The sequence below is a fragment of the Kitasatospora sp. NPDC094019 genome (assembly GCF_044764505.1).
Classification (GTDB): Bacteria; Actinomycetota; Actinomycetes; order Streptomycetales; family Streptomycetaceae; genus Kitasatospora.
Window position 1 is genome coordinate 451,068 of the sequence record NZ_JBIWIF010000005.1, and the last position, 17,720, is coordinate 468,787.

Sequence of the window (17,720 nt, forward strand, 5' to 3'; positions counted from 1 at the left end):
CTTACGCGGTGCGGGTGCCCAGGTGGTGGACCTGGACCATGTTGGTGTTGCCGGGGATGCCGGGCGGGGAGCCGGCGGTGACGATGACGGTGTCGCCCTCGTCCAGCTCGCCGATGCGGAGCAGCTCGCCGTCGACCTGGGCCACCATCGCGTCGGTCGAGCCGACCTGCTCGGTGACGTGGGCCTCCACGCCCCAGCTCAGCGAGAGCTGGTTGCGGGTGGCGTTGTCCGGGGTGAACGCGATCACCGGGATCGGCGAACGGTAGCGGGACAGGCGGCGCGCGGTGTCACCGGACTTGGTGAACGCGACCAGCGCCTTGCCGTTGAGGAAGTCGCCCAGCTCGCACGCGGCACGGGCGATCGAGCCGCCCTGGGTGCGCGGCTTGCGGCCCGGGTTGAGCGGCTGGAGGCCCTGGGAGAGCAGCTCCTCCTCGGCCTTCTCGCAGATCCGGCTCATGGTGCGGACCGTCTCGATCGGGTACTTGCCGACGCTCGACTCGGCGGACAGCATGACCGCGTCGGTGCCGTCCAGGATGGCGTTGGCGACGTCGGAGACCTCGGCGCGGGTAGGGCGCGAGGCGTGGATCATCGACTCCATCATCTGGGTGGCGACGATGACCGGCTTGGCGTTCCGGCGGGCCAGGGTGATCAGCTGCTTCTGGACCAGCGGCACCCGCTCCAGCGGGTACTCGACGGCCAGGTCGCCGCGCGCCACCATGATCGCGTCGAAGGCGAGGACGATCTCCTCCATGGCCTCGACGGCCTGCGGCTTCTCGATCTTGGCGATCACCGGCACCCGGATGCCGACCTCGTCCATGACCGCGTGCACGTCCTTGACGTCCGCGGCGTTGCGGACGAAGGACAGCGCGACCATGTCGACGCCCAGACGGAGGGCGAACCGCAGGTCCTCCTTGTCCTTCTCGGACAGGGCGGGCACGTTCACGGCCGCGCCGGGGAGGTTGATGCCCTTGTTGTTCGAGAGCACGCCGCCCTCGACGACCACGGTCTTGACCCGCGGGCCGTCGACGCTGACGACCTCCAGGGCGATGACGCCGTCGTTGATCAGGACCGGGTCGCCGGGCTTGACGTCGCCGGGCAGGCCCTTGTAGGTGGTCCCGCAGATGTACTGGTCACCGGGGACGTCCTCGGTGGTGATGGTGAACTCGTCGCCGTTGTCGACGGTCACCGGGCCGTTGGCGAAGGTCGCCAGACGGATCTTGGGACCCTGGAGGTCGGCCAGCACACCGATGGCCTTGCCGGTGTCCTCCGAGACCTGGCGGACCTTGCGGTACCGCTCCTCGTGTTCCGCGTGGGAGCCGTGGCTCATGTTCAGTCGGGCGACGTTCATGCCCGCCTCGACGATGGCCTTCAGCTGTTCGTAGGAGTCCGTCGCGGGACCCAGGGTGCAGACAATTTTCGCTCGGCGCATATCGATCAGTCTATCCGTTCGTGTTATGGGTGCATTCGGCCCGAATGGAAAGGAATCGCCGACGAAGGATTTCGCGGAGCGAGACGACGGAGGGTCAGTTTTCGGCCGATCGGTGCACCAGGGCGAAGGTCTGCCGGGCGATCTCCAGTTCCTCGTCGGTGGGGACGACGGCGACCGCCACCCGGGCGCGGCTCCCGGACGTGAGCAGCTCGGGGGAGATGATCCTCGGCTCGCGCGAGCGTACCGAGTTGAGCTCCGGGTCGACCGCGATGCCGAGCTCCTCCAGGTCGGCGGCGACCGCCGCGCGCACCGGCGCGGCGTTCTCCCCGACCCCGGCGGTGAAGGCGATCGCGTCCACCCGGCCGAGGACGGCGTAGTAGCCGCCGACGTACTTGCGCACCCGGTGGACGTAGGCGTCGAAGGCCAGCCGGGCGTCCGGGTCTCCCGCGTCCGCGCGGCGCATGATCTCGCGCATGTCGTTGTCGCCGCACAGGCCCAGCAGTCCGCTGCGGCGGTTGAGCAGGTCGTCGATCGCGTCGACCGACAGGCCGCCGACCCGGTGCAGGTGGAAGACCACGCCGGCGTCGATATCACCCGAACGAGTGCCCATCACCAGGCCCTCCAGCGGGGTCAGTCCCATCGAGGTGTCGACGCAGCGCCCGCCGCTCACCGCCGAGGCGGAGGCGCCGTTGCCCAGGTGCAGCACGATCACGTTGACCTCGGCCGGGTCCTTGCCGAGCAGTCGCGCGGTGGCCCGCGAGACGTACTGGTGCGAGGTGCCGTGGAAGCCGTAGCGGCGCACCCGGTGCTCGTCGGCCACCGCCCGGTCGATCGCGTACCGGGCCGCGTACTCCGGCATCGAGGCGTGGAAGGCGGTGTCGAAGACGGCCACCTGCGGCAGGTCCGGCCGCAGCGCGCGGGCCACCTCGATACCGGTGATGTTGGCCGGATTGTGCAGCGGCGCCACCGGGATCAGCCGGCGGATCTCCCGCAGCACCTCGTCGGTGATCACGGTCGGCTCGGTGAACCGCAGTCCGCCGTGCACCACCCGGTGCCCGATCGCGGCCAGCTCGGGGGAGTCCAGGCCGAGGCCGTCGGCGGCCAGCTCCTCGGCGACCGCCTTGAGGGCGGCGCCGTGGTCGGGGAACGCCTGCGCGGCCTCCCGCTCGGCGCCGCCGCGCGGGGTGTGGACCAGCCGTCCGCCGGCCTCGCCGATCCGCTCGACCAGGCCGGAGGCCAGCCGGTCGCCGTCCAGCATGTCGATCAGCTGGTACTTCACCGACGAGGAGCCGGCGTTCAGCACCAGGACCCGGGTACCTTCACTCATGCCGTCACCTCGGTGCGCTCCTGGGACTGGATGGCGGTGATCGCCACCGTGTTGACGATGTCCTGCACCAGCGCGCCGCGCGACAGGTCGTTGACCGGCTTGCGCAGCCCCTGGAGCACCGGTCCGACGGCGACTGCGCCCGCCGAGCGCTGCACCGCCTTGTAGGTGTTGTTGCCGGTGTTGAGGTCCGGGAAGATCAGCACGGTCGCCCGGCCGGCCACCGCCGAACCCGGCAGCTTGGTGGCCGCGACGTGCTCGTCCACCGCCGCGTCGTACTGGATCGGACCCTCGACCAGGATGTCCGGGCGCAGCTCGCGGACCAGCTCGGTGGCCTTGCGGACCTTGTCGACGTCCGCCCCGGAGCCGGAGGTGCCGGTCGAGTAGGAGAGCATCGCGACCCTCGGCTCGACCCCGAACTGGGCGGCGGTGGCGGCCGACTGGATGGCGATGTCGGCCAGCTGCTGGGCGTCCGGGTCCGGGTTGACCGCGCAGTCGCCGTACACCAGCACCTTGTCCGCCAGGCACATGAAGAAGACGCTGGAGACGATGGCGGCGCCCGGCGAGGTCTTGATCACCTCGAACGCGGGCCGGATGGTGGCGGCGGTGGAGTGCACCGCGCCGGAGACCATGCCGTCGGCGATGCCCTCCTGGACCATCAGGGTGCCGAAGTAGGAGACGTCGGTGACCACGTCCAGGGCCAGCTCCACGGTCATGCCCTTGTGCGCCCGCAGCTTCGCGTACAGCTCGGCGAACTGGCGGCGCAGCGGGCTGGTGGCCGGGTCGACGATCCGGATCCGGGCGCGGTCGGCACCGGCGTCCGGCTCCGGCAGCGCGATGCCCAGGGCGGCGGCCTTGCGGCGGACGGCGTCGACCTCGCCGAGCAGGGTGAGGTCGCAGATGTTGCGGCGCAGCAGGATCTCGGCGGCGCGCAGCACCCGGTCCTCGGTGCCCTCCGGCAGCACCACGTGCCGGCGGGCCGCCCGGGCCCGTTCCAGCAGCGCGTGCTCGAACATCATCGGGGTCACCCGCTCGGACCGGCCGACCTCGATCAGGTTGGTCAACTCGGCCGTGTCGACATGCAGTTCGAACAGTCCGAGGGCGATCTCGGCCTTCCGGGGGCTGGCCGAGGAGAGCTTGCCCTCCAGATGGGTCAGGGCCGCGGCGGTGAGCCAGCTGCCCTCCGGGACGACCGCCACCGGTGTGCCGGGGGCGAGCCGGGCGGCCAGCGCCATCACGTTCGGGCCGGGGTGCTGGCCGAGGGTGAGCAGCACCCCGGCGATCGGCGGGGCGCCGGCGGCGTGCGCGGCCAGCGAGCCGATCACCAGGTCGGCGCGGTCGCCGGGGGTGACGACCAGCGCCCCCTCGGTCAGCGCGTCCAGGAAGGTCGGCAGCATGGCGCCGCCGAAGACGAAGCCGCGCACGTCCCGGGCGAGGCCGGAGGCGTCGCCGATCAGCACCTCGGCGCCGGTCGCCTCCACCAGCTGGGCGACGGTCGGCGCGGCCAGCGCCGGCTCCTCGGGGATGACGTAGGCGGGGATCGGCAGCTTCTCGGTCAGCTTGCGCTGGACCGGCTGCTTGGCGGCCGGGGCGACCCGGTTGGCGACCATCGCCAGGGTCTCGCAGCCCAGGTCGGTGTACGCCCGGTGGGCGTTGCGGACCTCGGCGATCACCGCCTCGGCCTCCTCGCCGTGCCCGCCGACCACCGGCAGCACGGCGGCGCCGAACTCGTTCGCCAGCCGGGCGTTGAAGGCCAGCTCGTCGGGGATGTTGGTGTCCGCGAAGTCGGTGCCCAGCACCAGCACGGCCTCGCAGCGGCGCTCCAGCGCCCGGAACCGGTCCACCAGGACCGAGACCAGCTCGTCCTGGCCCTGGGCGGCCTGCAGCGCGGCGGCGGCCTCGTAGTCGAGGCCGTAGAGATCTGCCGCCGGCAGGTCCAGCCGGTAGCGGGCCCGCAGCAGCTCGACCACGTGGTCGGAGCCGGAGGCGCCGTGCGCGGAGGCGTGCACCAGCGGGCGGAACACCCCGACCCGGTCCACCTGGCGGGTGAGCAGTTCCATGACCCCGAGCTCCACCGCCTGCCGGCCGTCGCCCCGGTCGATCCCGGTCACGTACACGCTGCGCGCCACGCGGCTCTCTCCGTCCCGTCGTCTCAGGAAGTGGTCATATCGACCATACATTCGCACCGTGAACGCGCGTTCGCGAGCGGAGCGGTCGAACGCGCGCAAGGGGCCGAAGGTCACCATGGCGAGCGGTCCGGGCCCGCGAGTTCGACGGCCACCCCGGCCGGCCGCGCGGTGACGGTCAGCAGGGTGATCCGCTTGTCCAGCAGCCACCCGTGCCGACGGGCCAGGACGAGGTCCGGCCGGGTGCGCCAGCCGTCCGCCGCCAGCCGTTCCCGCAGCCGGCGGGCGACCTCGGCGGCGGGCAGGCCCTCGGCGCTCACCACCGTCAGCTCGCGCACGCAGGCGTGCAGGCCGCAGTCGCGGTCGGGACCGCTGTCGTGCGCGACGACCAGGCCGGGCGGCAGCGCCAGCTCGGACCGCTCGGGCGAGAAGGGCTCGTGCACGGCGAGCTGGTAGAGCAGGCCGACCACCAGGCCGAGCAGCGCGTGCGCGGCGGTCAGCGCGATCGCGGCGGTCGTCCGGGCGGACCCGCCGGCGGGCCGGTGGCCGCGCCGCAGGTGCTCGGCCAGGGCGCCGAGCAGGACCACCAGCCCGGCGGCGAGCGGATAGCCGGCCTGCGACTCCGCGACGGCCCGGCTGTGGAACCACCCGTACTCCAGGCCGACCGGGACGACCGCCAGCGCGGCCAGTGCTCCGGCGACCACCGCCCCGACCGTCCTGGTCCGCGCCAGCACCGTCCAGCAGACCAGCGGCAGCAGCACGTACCCCCACCCCAGCACCATCCCCACCGACGCTTCCCTCGCTCCCCGTCGGACGACCCCTGGGCCGAGTCTTTCCGATCATCCGGGCGGGCGCCGGGAAATCCACCGGGTGCCCGCCACGGCCCCGGCCGTCCGCGGGCCGGCGGGGCGCAGGGGGCACCGGCCGGGGAAGAACGGCGGACGGCGGGAGAACCGGTGCCGGGGACGGCGACGGGCCGCCGCTCCGCACCCCCGGGGGTGCGGAGCGGCGGCCCGGAGCGGCCCGTCACACCGGGCGGAGCCAGACGGTCGAGAGCGGCGGCAGGACCAGCTCGGCGCTGCGGGGCTGGCCGTCCCACGCGACGGCCTCGGACTTCACCGGGTGGGAGTTGCCGATCCCGCCGCCGCCGTAGGCCGCCGCGTCGGTGTTGAGGGCCTCCTCCCACAGCTGGTCGCGGCCGGCGAGCTCGGGCAGGCCGACCCGGTGGCCGTGCCGGACGACGGGGGAGAAGTTGCAGACCGCGACCAGTGGGGTGCCGTCGGCGGCGTAGCGGACGAAGGAGAGCAGGTTGTCCTCGGCGGCGCCGCCGTCGAGCCAGCCGAAGCCGGCCGGGACGCTGTCCTGCTCCCAGAGGGCGGGGGTCTCCAGGTAGCGGCCGTTGAGGTCGCGGACGAGGCGGCGCACGCCGAGGTGGTCCCGGTGGGCCGGCCACTGCTCGTCGAGCACCCACCACTGCGGGCCCTGCTCGTGGTCCCACTCGGCGCCCTGGGCGAACTCCTGCCCCATGAAGAGCAGTTGCTTCCCGGGGTGGGCCCACATGAAGCCGAGGTAGGCGCGGTGGTTGGCGCGCTGCTGCCACCAGTCGCCGGACATCTTGGAGACCAGCGCCTGCTTGCCGTGCACCACCTCGTCGTGCGAGATCGGCAGGATGTAGTTCTCCGACCAGGCGTACACCATCGAGAAGGTGATCTCGTTGTGGTGGAAGCGCCGGTGCACCGGGTCCTTGCCCATGTAGACCAGCGAGTCGTGCATCCAGCCCATGTTCCACTTCAGGCCGAAGCCGAGGCCGCCGCGGTCGGTGGGCCGGGTCACGCCGTCCCAGGCGGTGGACTCCTCGGCGACGGTGATCACGCCCGGGCAGCGCCGGTAGACGGTGGCGTTCATCTCCTGGAGGAAGGCGGCCGCGTCGAGGTTCTCCCGCCCGCCGTACTGGTTGGGCGTCCAGGCGCCGCCCTCGCGCGAGTAGTCGAGGTAGAGCATCGAGGCGACGGCGTCCACCCGCAGGCCGTCGATGTGGAACTCCTCGCACCAGTAGACCGCGTTGGCCACCAGGAAGTTGCGCACCTCGACCCGGCCGTAGTCGAACTCCAGGGTGCCCCAGTCCGGGTGCTCGGCGCGCAGCGGGTCGGCCGGCTCGTACAGCGGCTCGCCGTCGAAGCGGGCGAGCGCGAAGTCGTCCTTGGGGAAATGCGCGGGCACCCAGTCGACGATGACGCCGATGCCGTGCTGGTGCAGGGTGTCGACCAGGAAGCGGAAGTCGTCGGGGCCGCCGAGCCGGGAGGTGGGCGCGTAGTAACCGGACACCTGGTAGCCCCAGGAGCCGCCGAAGGGGTGCTCCATCACCGGCATGAACTCCACATGGGTGAAGTTCAACCCCTTCAGGTAGGAGGGGAGTTCCGCGGCGATGGCGCGGTAGTCGGTGAGGTCGGGCCGCCAGGAGGCCAGGTGCAGCTCGTACACCGACATCGGGGCGCGGTGGTGCGCGGTGCGGGCCCGGCGGGCCATCCACTCGCCGTCCTGCCAGCGGTAGGAGGAGCTGGTGACGACCGAGGCGGTGCCGGGCGGCAGCTGCGCGGCGCGGGCCAGCGGGTCGGCCTTGTCGAGGACCTCGCCGTGCCGGGTGCGGATCTCGTACTTGTAGTGGGCGCCCTCGGCGAGACCGGGGACGAACAGCTCCCAGACGCCGGAGGAGCCGAGCGAGCGCATCGGGTGCCCGGTGCCGTTCCAGTGGTTGAAGTCGCCGATCAGCCGCACCCCGGCGGCGTTCGGCGCCCAGACCGCGAACGCGGTGCCGGCGACGCCGCCGACGGTGCGCACGTGCGAGCCGAGGGCCTGCCAGAGCTGCTCGTGCCGGCCCTCGGAGATGAGGTGCAGGTCGAGTTCGCCGAGAGTGGGCGGGGTGCGGTAGCCGTCGTGCTGGCGCAGCGGCTCGGTGTCCGGGTATTCGACCAGCAGTCGGTAGTCGGGGGCCTCCGGGGCGGCCAGCAGGCCGGTGAACAGGCCGCCGTGCTGGTGGGTGAGCTCGACCGGACCCTGGTCGGTCTCCACCAGGACCCGGTCGGCGAACGGGCGGAGCACCCGGATCGCGGTGCCGCCGTTGACCGGATGGGCGCCGAGCAGGGCGTGCGGGTCGTGGTGCTGGCCGCCGACCAGCCGGTCCACCTCGGCGGGCGGCAGCGGGGCCTCGGGCAGCCGCAGCGTCCCCCCGGTGCCGGTGCCGGTGCCGGTGCCGGTGCCGGTGCCGGTGCCGCCCGCGCCCGCGTCGCCGCCGACTGACGCGGGCGCGGGCGCGGACGGTGGCGGTGGGACGGCGGCCGGGGGTACGGCGGGCTGCGGCACGGCGCCCGGGGTCGCGGGGGTGGCCCCGGAGGCCCCGGTCGGCTCCGGCTCGGCCCGTCGGGCGGCGGCGGGTTCGCGCTTCGGGGCGTCCGGGCCGGCCAGGAAGGTGGCCGGCACGGTGCGGATGGTGCGGCCTGGCGGGTCGAGCGGCGTCACGGCGAGGACCTCCTGGAGCGGGGCGCGGAATCGGGGGAGGGGCGGCGGATGCGGGGCGGGGGCGCGACTCCGGCGAGGGACCGGGGCGGGGAGCGGGGGCGGCCTCCGGTGGGGCGGGGACCGGACCGGCCGGCGAGGGGGCGCGCGGCGGATCAGACGGTGACGGCGAGCCGGTTGATCGCGGCCAGCGGGATCGGCAACCAGCTCGGCCGGTGCCGGGCCTCGTAGACCACCTCGTACACCGCCTTGTCGATCTCCAGCGCGCGCATCAGCTCCGGCGAGGCCGCCGGGTCGGTGCCGCCGCCCGCGGTGTAGCCGGCGCAGAAGGCGGTGCGGTTGCGCTGCGCCCAGGCAGCGGCGAGGTGGGCGAGTTCCGGGTCGGACGGTCCGCCGGCCAGCAGGTGGGCGGCGGCGTAGTCGAAGGAACGGAGCATCGCGGCGACGTCCCGCAGCGCGGTCTGCGGTTCGCGCCGTTCGGCGACCGACTTGGCCGGCTCGCCCTCGAAGTCCAGCAGGACCCAGCCGTGCGGGGTGCGCATGGCCTGGCCGAGGTGCAGGTCGCCGTGGATCCGCTGGACCGCCATGCCGTCCGGGTGGGCGTCGGCCATCTGGCCGAAGGCCGAGCGGAGGGCGCCCCGGTAGCGCATCAGCCCCGGGACGGCGGCGACCGCGCTGTCCAGCCGGTCGGCCATCGCGGAGGCCAGCTGCCGGGTCTGCCCGCGGTCCAGCCGGGCGACCGGCATCGACCGGGAGAGCACCCGGTGCACCTCGGCGGTGGCCCGGCCGAGCCGGTGCGCCTCGATCGCGAAGTTGCCGGGGGAGGGGTCGCCCTTCAGCCGGCCGACCTGGTCGAGGGCGAGTTCCCAGCCGTCCTCGGCCTCCGGCAGGTAGCGCTGGAGCAGCCCGAGGGTGGCCGGCTCGGTGCGCTCCAGGCGGCTCTCGAACCAGGCGGCGACCCGGGGGATGCGGGTCGAACCGGCCCGGGAGAGCGCGAGCGAGAGTTCCAGGTCGGGGTTGGTGCCGGGGTGGACGCGACGGAACAGTTTCAGGATGTACGAGGTGCCGTAGATGACCGAGCTGTTGGACTGCTCGGCGGTGGAGGCGCGCCCGGGCAGGTTGGTGGGCAGTCCCGAGCCCGGGGTGCGGCGGAACGACAGCGCGCCGAACCGGTCGCCGGTGGCCAGGTGCTCCAGCAGCCGACCGGTGAGCTCCGGATCGTGCACCGCGTCGTAGAGCGTCGCCCCGTCGTACGGGCCCTGGGTGAGCCGGCCCAGTACGGCGGTCGGCTCGATCGTGGCCGGGCCCTGCGAGCGGACGCCGAGCAGCAGTTGGTACAGGTCGCCGTGCGGCACACCGGCGGTGGCGGCGTGTTCGACCCGGAGCAGCAGGTGCAGCAGCGCGGGGTCGCCGACCTGGAGGGGGGTGCCGACCACGGGGACGAGGCCGGTGATCGGCCGTCCCTTCCCGGCGTACCAGCGCTGGGTGGGGAGCCACTCGGCGATCAGCGGCAGCGCCGCCTGGACGAGTTCGCTCACCCCCAGGGCGGTCCTCCGGACCCCGGTACCCCGCGGGACGGCCGACGCGGCGGAGCCGGCGGGGACGTCCTGGTGCAGGGGGACTTGCGAACGGGAGGTTTCGGACATGACTCCCTTTCCCCGGAGGAGCTGGGCGGATCGCCCGACGGGTCTGGCCGGGTCCGTCAGTCTTCCGGATTGCGGCGGCGCGGCGGCGCGGCACGCGAGCGCTGGGCCCGGGTGTCACGCCTTCGTGTGGGTGGCCGTTGGGCTGTTCTCCGTACGCGGTGGTGCAGAGACGACCGGGGGCGCGGGGTACGAACTCGCGCCCCCGGAGGGTTCGGTGGGCTCTGCGGCGGCTGCCGGATCGTTACTTCGACCGTCCGGTTCCGCCGGGCCGGGCGGGCCGGCGGAGCTGGAACCAGTAGAAGCCGTGCCCGGCCAGGGTGAGCAGGTACGGCCACTCGCCGATCGAGGGGAAGCGCACCCCGCCGATCAGCTCGACCGGATTCCGTCCGTTGTACCGCCGCAGGTCCAGTTCGGTCGGCTGCGCGAACCGCGAGAAGTTGTTCACGCACATGACCAGGTCCCCCTCGTGCTCACGGACGAAGGCCAGCACCGCGGGGTTGCTGGAGGGCAGTTCGGTGTAGCTGCCGAGGCCGAACGCCGGGTTGAGCTTGCGGATCTCGATCATGCGACGCGTCCAGTGCAGCAGCGAGCTCGAACTGCTTTGCTGCGCCTCGACGTTGGTCACCTGGTAGCCGTACACCGGATCCATGATGGGCGGCAGACTGAGCCTGCCCGGGTCGGCGGAGGAGAAACCCGCGTTGCGGTCCGGGGTCCACTGCATCGGGGTCCGGACGCCGTCCCGGTCGCCCAGCCAGATGTTGTCCCCCATGCCGATCTCGTCGCCGTAGTAGAGCACCGGCGAGCCGGGCAGGGAGAGCAGCAGGGCGGTGAAGAGCTCGATCTGGTTGCGGTCGTTCTCCAGCAGCGGGGCGAGCCGGCGGCGGATGCCCACGTTGGCGCGCATCCGCGGGTCCTTGGCGTACTCCGCGTACATGTAGTCGCGCTCCTCGTCGGTGACCATCTCCAGGGTCAGCTCGTCGTGGTTGCGCAGGAAGATCCCCCACTGGCAGCCGTGCGGGATGTTGGGCGTCTTGGCGAGGATCTCCGAGACGGGGTAGCGGGACTCCCGGCGGACCGCCATGAAGATCCGCGGCATCACCGGGAAGTGGAACGCCATGTGGCACTCGTCGCCGCCGGAGGCGAAGTCGCCGAAGTAGTCGACGACGTCCTCCGGCCACTGGTTGGCCTCGGCGAGCAGCACGGTGTCCGGGTAGTCGGCGTCGATCTCCTTGCGGACCCGCTGGAGGAACTCGTGGGTCTCCGGGAGGTTCTCGCAGTTGGTGCCCTCCCGGGCGAACAGGTACGGCACCGCGTCCAGCCGGAACCCGTCGATGCCGAGGTCCAGCCAGAACCGCAGCCCGGCGATCATCTCGTCCTGGACCCGGGGGTTGTCGTAGTTGAGGTCGGGCTGGTGGGAGAAGAACCGGTGCCAGAAGTACTGCTTGCGCACCGGGTCGTAGGTCCAGTTGGAGGTCTCGGTGTCGACGAAGATGATCCGGGCGTCCGGGTACTGCTTGTCGTCGTCGGCCCACATGTAGAAGTCGCCGTACGGGCCGTCCGGGTCCTCCCGGGACGCCTGGAACCACGGGTGCTGGTCGCTGGTGTGGTTCATCACGAAGTCGATGACCACGCGCATGCCGCGGGCGTGCGCGGCGTCGACGAACTCCATGAAGTCGGCGAGGTCGCCGAACTCCGGCAGCACCGACTTGTAGTCGGACACGTCGTAGCCGCCGTCGCGCAGCGGCGAGGCGAAGAACGGCGGCAGCCAGAGGCAGTCGACCCCGAGCCACTGGAGGTAGTCGAGCTTGGCGGTGAGCCCCTTGAGGTCTCCGACCCCGTCGCCGTTGCTGTCCTGGAAGGACCGCACCAGCACCTCGTAGAAGACCGCACGCTTGAACCACTCCGGGTCCAGGTTCTTCTTCGAGGTCTCGGGGAAGGTGTCGGGGACGGGCTCGTTGACTGTCACGCTGGGTTCCTCCGAACCGTGAGGAGGTGGGCCGGCTCGGCTGAGGGGTCGAGTCGGACGTAGTTGTGCCGGCCCCAGGTGTAGGCGGCGCCGGTGAGCTCGTCGTGGACCGCGTACGGCCCGTCCCCGTCCAGGGTGACGGTGGCCTCCTGGGCGTGGTGCGGATCCAGGTTGACCACGGTGATGAGGTGGTCGGTGAGGCCGTCGGGCGTCGGGGCGGTCTTGGAGTAGGCGAGCACCTGTTCGTTGTCGGTGGGGTGGAAGCGCAGTGAACGCAGCTGCCGCAGGGCCGGGTGACGGCGGCGCAGCCGGTTCAGGACGGTGAGCAGCGGCGCGAGGGTGTCGGTGCGGCTCCAGTCCCGGGGGCGCAGTTCGTACTTCTCCGAGTGCAGGTACTCCTCGGAACCGGGGTGGGCCGGCTCGTTCTCGTAGAGCTCGTAGCCGGCGTACACGCCGTAGCTGGGGGAGAGGGTGGCCGCCAGGACGGCGCGGATCGCGAACGCGGCCCGGCCGCCGTGCTGGAGGTAGGCGTGCAGGATGTCCGGGGTGCTGGCGAAGAAGTTGGGGCGCATGTAGGCGGCCGAGTCGCCGGTGAGTTCGGTGAGGTACTCGGTGAGTTCGGCCTTGGTGTTGCGCCAGGTGAAGTATGTGTACGACTGGTGGAAACCGATCTTCCCCAGGGTGTGCATCATCGCCGGGCGGGTGAAGGCTTCGGCGAGGAAGACGACGTCCGGGTCGGTGCGGGCGATGTCGGCGAGTACCCGCTCCCAGAAGAGCACCGGTTTGGTGTGGGGGTTGTCGACCCGGAAGATCCGCACCCCGTGCGCCATCCAGAACCGGAGGACCCGGATCGTCTCCTTGACGATTCCGTCCAGGTCCTGGTCGAAGTTGATCGGATAAATATCCTGATATTTCTTCGGGGGATTCTCGGCGTAGGCGATGGTGCCGTCCGCCCGGTGACTGAACCATTCCGGATGCTTGTTCACCCACGGGTGGTCCGGCGAGCACTGGAGCGCGAAGTCCAGCGCCACCTCCAGGTGCAGCGCGGTGGCCTCGGTGACGAAGTGGTCGAAGTCCTCGATCGTGCCGAGGTCCGGGTGGACGGCGTCGTGGCCGCCCTCCGGGGATCCGATCGCCCACGGCGAGCCGACGTCGTGCGGACCGGCCGTCAGGCTGTTGTCGGGGCCCTTGCGGAAGGCGCGGCCGATCGGGTGCACGGGCGGCAGGTAGACCACGTCGAAGCCCATCGCGGCGACCGCAGGCAGCCGCTCGGCGGCGGTCCGCAGGGTGCCCGAGCGCGGCGGCTCCACCCCGGTCGGGTCGACCACCGCGCCCTCGGAGCGGGGGAAGAACTCGTACCAGGAACCGAACAGCGCCCGTTCCCGGTCCACCTGGAGCGGCACCGGGCGGGAGGCGCTCACCAGCTCGCGCAGCGGGAAGCGGCCCAGCAGCTCCTGCACCTCGGGGGCGAGCGCGGCGGCCAGCCGGGACAGCGGCGGCAGGGCCGGGTCGCGCAGCGCCTCGGCGGCCGCCAGCACCACCGCCCGGCCCTCCTTCTTCGGCACCCCGGCGGCGGCGCGGTCCAGCAACTGCGCGCCCTCCTCCAGGACGAGCGCGGTGTCGATCCCGGCCGGCAGCTTGATCGCCGCCGCCCTGCGCCAGGTGGTCACCGGGTCGGACCATGCCTCGACCAGGTACGACCAGCGGCCGGGGGCGGTCGGGGTGACGTGCGCGCCCCAGCGGTCGGAGCCCTCGGCCAGCTCGCGCATCGGGGTCCAGGGGCCGCCGCGGCCGCGCGGGTCGCGCAGCACCACGTTGGCGGCGACCGCGTCGTGGCCCTCGCGGAACACGGTCGCGGAGACCGGGACGGCCTCACCCACCACCGCCTTGGCCGGGCGGCGGCCGGCGTCCACGAGGGGGCTGACGTCCAGGACGGGGATGCGGCCGATCACGGTGTCGCTCTCTGTCGTCGGGCGGGCGGTCCTGCGGGTGGTGGCGGGCTTGGCGCGGGCCCGGCCGGTGGCGGGGCCGGCGGCGGCACCGGCCGGTGCGGTGCCCCCGGCCCGGCCGGTGGCGGGCTCGGAGGCGCTCGCGGCGCGGCGGGCGGTGGTGCGCCCGCGCGGGGTCGCGGCCCCGGTCGGGCCGGGGGCGGTCCGGCTGTCCTCGGCCCCGGGTTGTCGGGCCGGCTCGTCCGGTCGCTCCGAACGGTCTGCCCCGGCGCCCCGGGGTCCCGGCATCGCCGGGTCCGTCCGAGCGTCAGAATCCATCCGTCCGGCGGATTCCGCGACCGCTGCGTCGAGGATGTCCGCCACCGGTGTGGACTGGTCCCGCGTGTCGCCGTGCATGCCAAACTCCTGCCCGAGATCGGCGGCAGCTCCCGCGGGCCGGCAGGGCCAGGGGAGTACCGGGAGGACTGCTGGGTGGGGAGGACCTGCGAACGGAAGCCTGCCCGCGCCGTCGTTCCGGGCAACCTGCCCCGCTCCCGCCGAGCCCCTGGCGGAGGGCCCGAGAGCCCGCGCGCGTCCCGGCGCACGCCTCTCGGAGCGCGCCCCCGGAGGACCCGACCCACCCGTGAACGAGCGGGATGATCGCGAGGACACGCGGCGGTCCGCCATGGGCGCCGAATGGACCAATCAGGATGACGAACGATCAACACGAAAAGGATTCGGACGTGCTGCTTCACGGGAGAACGCCACCCGTCTCCGCACTCCCCGCAGCATCGACGACCGCGGTTCATCCTCGCACCGGTGGCGCCGATTCCGCACCGGTCCGGCCGGAGTTTCGGAGGTGATCGGGCGCGGGCCCGCCGGTCGAAATGGATCTGTTCCGCCGCGTTCACGTATTGGTGGCGCGGTGCCCCGGAAAGTGCGCCTCGTGCGCCCCCCGTGCAGACCAATGCGCCGAATGCGATCTCACCAATAGGCCGAACGGATGCCGAATAGCCCAACTGACGCACCATCATGCCATCGGGCGCGGCTACGCTTCACGCCGTGAAGGCAATCCGCAGATTCACCGTCCGCACCGTCCTGCCCGAACAACTCCAGCCGTTGCACGAGCTGGCCCTCAACCTGCGCTGGTCCTGGCACCCCGAGACCAGGGACCTCTTCCGGTCCGTGGACCCGGACGTGTGGGCCGCGACGGGCGAGGACCCGGTGCGGCTGCTCGGGGAGGTCCCGGCCGCCCGGCTCGCCGCGCTCGCCGCCGACCGCAGGTTCCTGCGTCGGCTCGGCGACCTCGCCGACGACCTGCGGGAGTACCTGGCCGGCCCGCGCTGGTACCAGACGGCGGCCCAGCAGGCCGCCGTGCCGCCCCCCGCCGCCATCGCCTACTTCTCGCCCGAGTACGGCATCGCCGCCGCGCTGCCCCAGTACTCCGGCGGCCTCGGCATCCTCGCCGGCGACCACCTCAAGGCCGCCAGCGACCTCGGCGTCCCGATCATCGGCGTCGGCCTCTTCTACCGGCACGGCTACTTCCGGCAGTCCCTCGACCGGGACGGCTGGCAGCAGGAGCGGTACCCGCTGCTCGACCCGGACGAGCTGGCCGTCACCCTGCTGCGCGAGCCCGACGGCACGCCCAGCCGGGTCGACCTGGCCCTGCCCGGCGGTCGCACCCTGGCCGCGCACATCTGGAAGGCCCAGGTCGGCCGGGTCCCGCTGCTGCTGCTGGACTCCGGCATCGAGGCCAACTCGCCCGCCGAGCGGGACGTCACCGACCGGCTCTACGGCGGCGGCAGCGAGCACCGGCTGCTGCAGGAGATGCTGCTCGGCGTCGGCGGCGTCCGGGCCGTGCGCGCCTACCAGCGGCTCACCGGACACCCCGCGCCCGAGGTCTTCCACACCAACGAGGGCCACGCCGGTTTCCTCGGCGTCGAACGGATCCGCGAACTGGTCGCGGGCGCCGGGCTCGACTTCGCGGCCGCCCTGGAGTCGGTCCGGGCCGGCACCCTCTTCACCACCCACACGCCCGTCCCGGCCGGCATCGACCGGTTCGACCGCGAGCTGGTGGCCCGGCACTTCGGCGGCGAGACCGCGCTGCCCGGCGTCCCGGTCGAGCAGGTGCTCGCGCTCGGCGCCGAGACCTGGCGCGGCGGCGACCCCAAGCTGTTCAACATGGCCGCCATGGGCCTGCGGCTGGCCCAGCGCGCCAACGGCGTCTCCACCCTGCACGGCGAGGTCAGCCGCTCGATGTTCAACGGCCTCTGGCCGGGCTTCGAGGCCGCGGACGTGCCGATCACCTCGGTCACCAACGGCGTCCACGCCGCCACCTGGATCGACCCCGCGGTGGTCCGGCTCGGCGCCGCCGAGATCGGCGCCGACCGCGCCGAGGAGGCGATGACCACCGGCGAGACCAAGCGCTGGACCGGTCTGGAGCGGATCGGCAACACCGAGGTCTGGGAGCTGCGCCGTACCCTGCGCGCCCAACTGGTCGACGAGGTCCGCCACCGGCTGCGCGCCTCCTGGCGCCAGCGCGGCGCGGGCGAGGCCGAACTCGGCTGGGTCTCCTCGGTGCTCGACCCGGACGTGCTCACCATCGGCTTCGCCCGCCGGGTGCCCTCCTACAAGCGGCTCACCCTGATGCTCCGCGACCCGGAGCGGCTGCGCGCGCTGCTGCTGCACCCGACCAGGCCGGTGCAGATCGTGGTGGCCGGCAAGGCCCATCCGGCCGACGACGGCGGCAAGCGGCTGATCCAGCAGATGGTGGCCTTCGCCGACGACCCCGCCGTCCGGCACCGGATCGTCTTCCTGCCGGACTACGACATGGCGATGGCCCGGCACCTCTACCCGGGCTGCGACGTCTGGCTGAACAACCCGCTCCGCCCGCTGGAGGCGTGCGGCACGTCCGGGATGAAGGCCGCGCTCAACGGCTGCCTCAACCTGTCGGTGCTGGACGGCTGGTGGGACGAGTGGTTCGACGGCCAGAACGGCTGGGCGATCCCCACCGCCGACACCGGTGACGGTGTGCTCGATCCGGACAGCCGGGAGGCCGAGCGGCGCGACGACATCGAGGCCGCGGCGCTCTACGACCTGATCGAGGACCAGGTCGCCGGCCGTTTCTACGACCGGGGCTCGGACGGCCTGCCGCACCGGTGGATCGCGATGGTCCGGCACACCCTGGTCACCCTCGGGCCCAAGGTGCTGGCCGGCCGGATGGTCCGCGAGTACGTCGAACGGCTCTACGCCCCGGCCGCGCGGGCCCAGCGGGAACTCGCCGACGGCGGGGCGTACGGCGCGGCCCGGGAGCTGGCCGGGTGGAAGGCCAAGGTGCGGGAGGGCTGGCCGGCCGTCCGGGTGGAGCACGTCGAGGCGGACTGCCCGGACGAGGCGCAGGAGCTGGGCAGCGCCCTGGCGCTGCGGGTGCAGGTGACCCTCGGTCCGCTGGAGCCCGCCGACGTCGAGGTCCAGGTGGTCTCCGGCCGGGTGGACGAGTCGGACCGGATCTCCGATGCCTGCCTGTTCGCCCTCAAGCCGGTCGGCGGGCCCGACCTCGACGGGCGGACCAGGTACGAGGGCTCGCTGGAGCTGAACCGCACCGGGCCGTTCGGCTACACGGTGCGGGTCCTGCCCGCGCACCCCCGGCTGGCCTCGCCGGCCGAGCCGGGCCTGGTGGCGTTGCCGCCGGAGGTGCCGGCGATGGACGCGGTGCTGCTGCGCTGAGCGCGCCGGGCGGGGCGCCGGCCGGACCGGAGCCCCGCCCGGCCGGGCGCCCGCCGGAGAAC

9 protein-coding genes are annotated in these 17,720 nt (G+C 73.0%); 1 reads left to right on the plus strand and 8 read right to left on the minus strand.

Annotated elements, in window-relative coordinates; all coding sequences use genetic code 11:
• Position 1: 1 nt before the first annotated feature.
• The 8 genes from pyk to ACIQ9P_RS14465 all read right to left on the minus strand — a co-directional run bounded on the left by pyk (position 2) and on the right by ACIQ9P_RS14465 (position 13,956).
• Positions 2-1,429 carry a pyruvate kinase gene (gene pyk / locus ACIQ9P_RS14430; protein ID WP_402354811.1) on the minus strand — a complete coding sequence of 476 codons (1,428 nt, stop codon included), beginning with the start codon at positions 1,427-1,429 and terminating at the stop codon, positions 2-4.
• Positions 1,430-1,523: 94 nt separating this feature from the next.
• On the minus strand, positions 1,524-2,756 hold the full coding sequence (locus ACIQ9P_RS14435; RefSeq protein ID WP_402354813.1) for an acetate/propionate family kinase: 1,233 nt from the start codon (positions 2,754-2,756) through the stop codon (positions 1,524-1,526).
• A complete protein-coding gene (gene pta / locus ACIQ9P_RS14440) occupies positions 2,753-4,882 on the minus strand; it encodes a phosphate acetyltransferase (protein ID WP_402354815.1) in 2,130 nt (709 codons plus the stop codon). Before pta ends, ACIQ9P_RS14435 begins: the two co-directional genes overlap by 4 nt.
• A gap of 110 nt (positions 4,883-4,992) precedes the next feature.
• Positions 4,993-5,667 carry a hypothetical protein gene (locus ACIQ9P_RS14445; RefSeq protein WP_402354817.1) on the minus strand — a complete coding sequence of 225 codons (675 nt, stop codon included), beginning with the start codon at positions 5,665-5,667 and terminating at the stop codon, positions 4,993-4,995.
• Positions 5,668-5,905: 238 nt separating this feature from the next.
• A complete protein-coding gene (gene glgB / locus ACIQ9P_RS14450) occupies positions 5,906-8,395 on the minus strand; it encodes a 1,4-alpha-glucan branching protein GlgB (RefSeq protein ID WP_402354819.1) in 2,490 nt (829 codons plus the stop codon).
• A gap of 152 nt (positions 8,396-8,547) precedes the next feature.
• The gene (locus ACIQ9P_RS14455) at positions 8,548-10,038 is read right to left on the minus strand and encodes a maltokinase (protein ID WP_402354821.1); all 1,491 of its coding nucleotides are present in this window, start codon (positions 10,036-10,038) and stop codon (positions 8,548-8,550) included.
• Between the two features lie 241 nt (positions 10,039-10,279).
• Positions 10,280-12,004, minus strand: a complete 1,725-nt coding sequence (gene treS / locus ACIQ9P_RS14460; protein ID WP_402354823.1) for a maltose alpha-D-glucosyltransferase — start codon at positions 12,002-12,004, stop codon at positions 10,280-10,282.
• Positions 12,001-13,956 carry an alpha-1,4-glucan--maltose-1-phosphate maltosyltransferase gene (locus ACIQ9P_RS14465; RefSeq protein WP_402354977.1) on the minus strand — a complete coding sequence of 652 codons (1,956 nt, stop codon included), beginning with the start codon at positions 13,954-13,956 and terminating at the stop codon, positions 12,001-12,003. Before ACIQ9P_RS14465 ends, treS begins: the two co-directional genes overlap by 4 nt.
• 1,038 nt (positions 13,957-14,994) lie before the next feature.
• Here ACIQ9P_RS14465 and glgP point away from each other — a divergent pair.
• On the plus strand, positions 14,995-17,658 hold the full coding sequence (glgP, locus tag ACIQ9P_RS14470; RefSeq protein WP_402354825.1) for an alpha-glucan family phosphorylase: 2,664 nt from the start codon (positions 14,995-14,997) through the stop codon (positions 17,656-17,658).
• The last annotated feature ends 62 nt before the right edge of the window (positions 17,659-17,720 follow it).

Coding starts and splice junctions, on each gene's coding strand:
- pyk (WP_402354811.1), bottom strand. CDS start 1,429: ATGCGCCGAGCGAAAATTGTCTGCACCCTGGGTCCCGCGACGGACTCC.
- ACIQ9P_RS14435 (WP_402354813.1), bottom strand. CDS start 2,756: ATGAGTGAAGGTACCCGGGTCCTGGTGCTGAACGCCGGCTCCTCGTCG.
- ACIQ9P_RS14455 (WP_402354821.1), bottom strand. CDS start 10,038: ATGTCCGAAACCTCCCGTTCGCAAGTCCCCCTGCACCAGGACGTCCCC.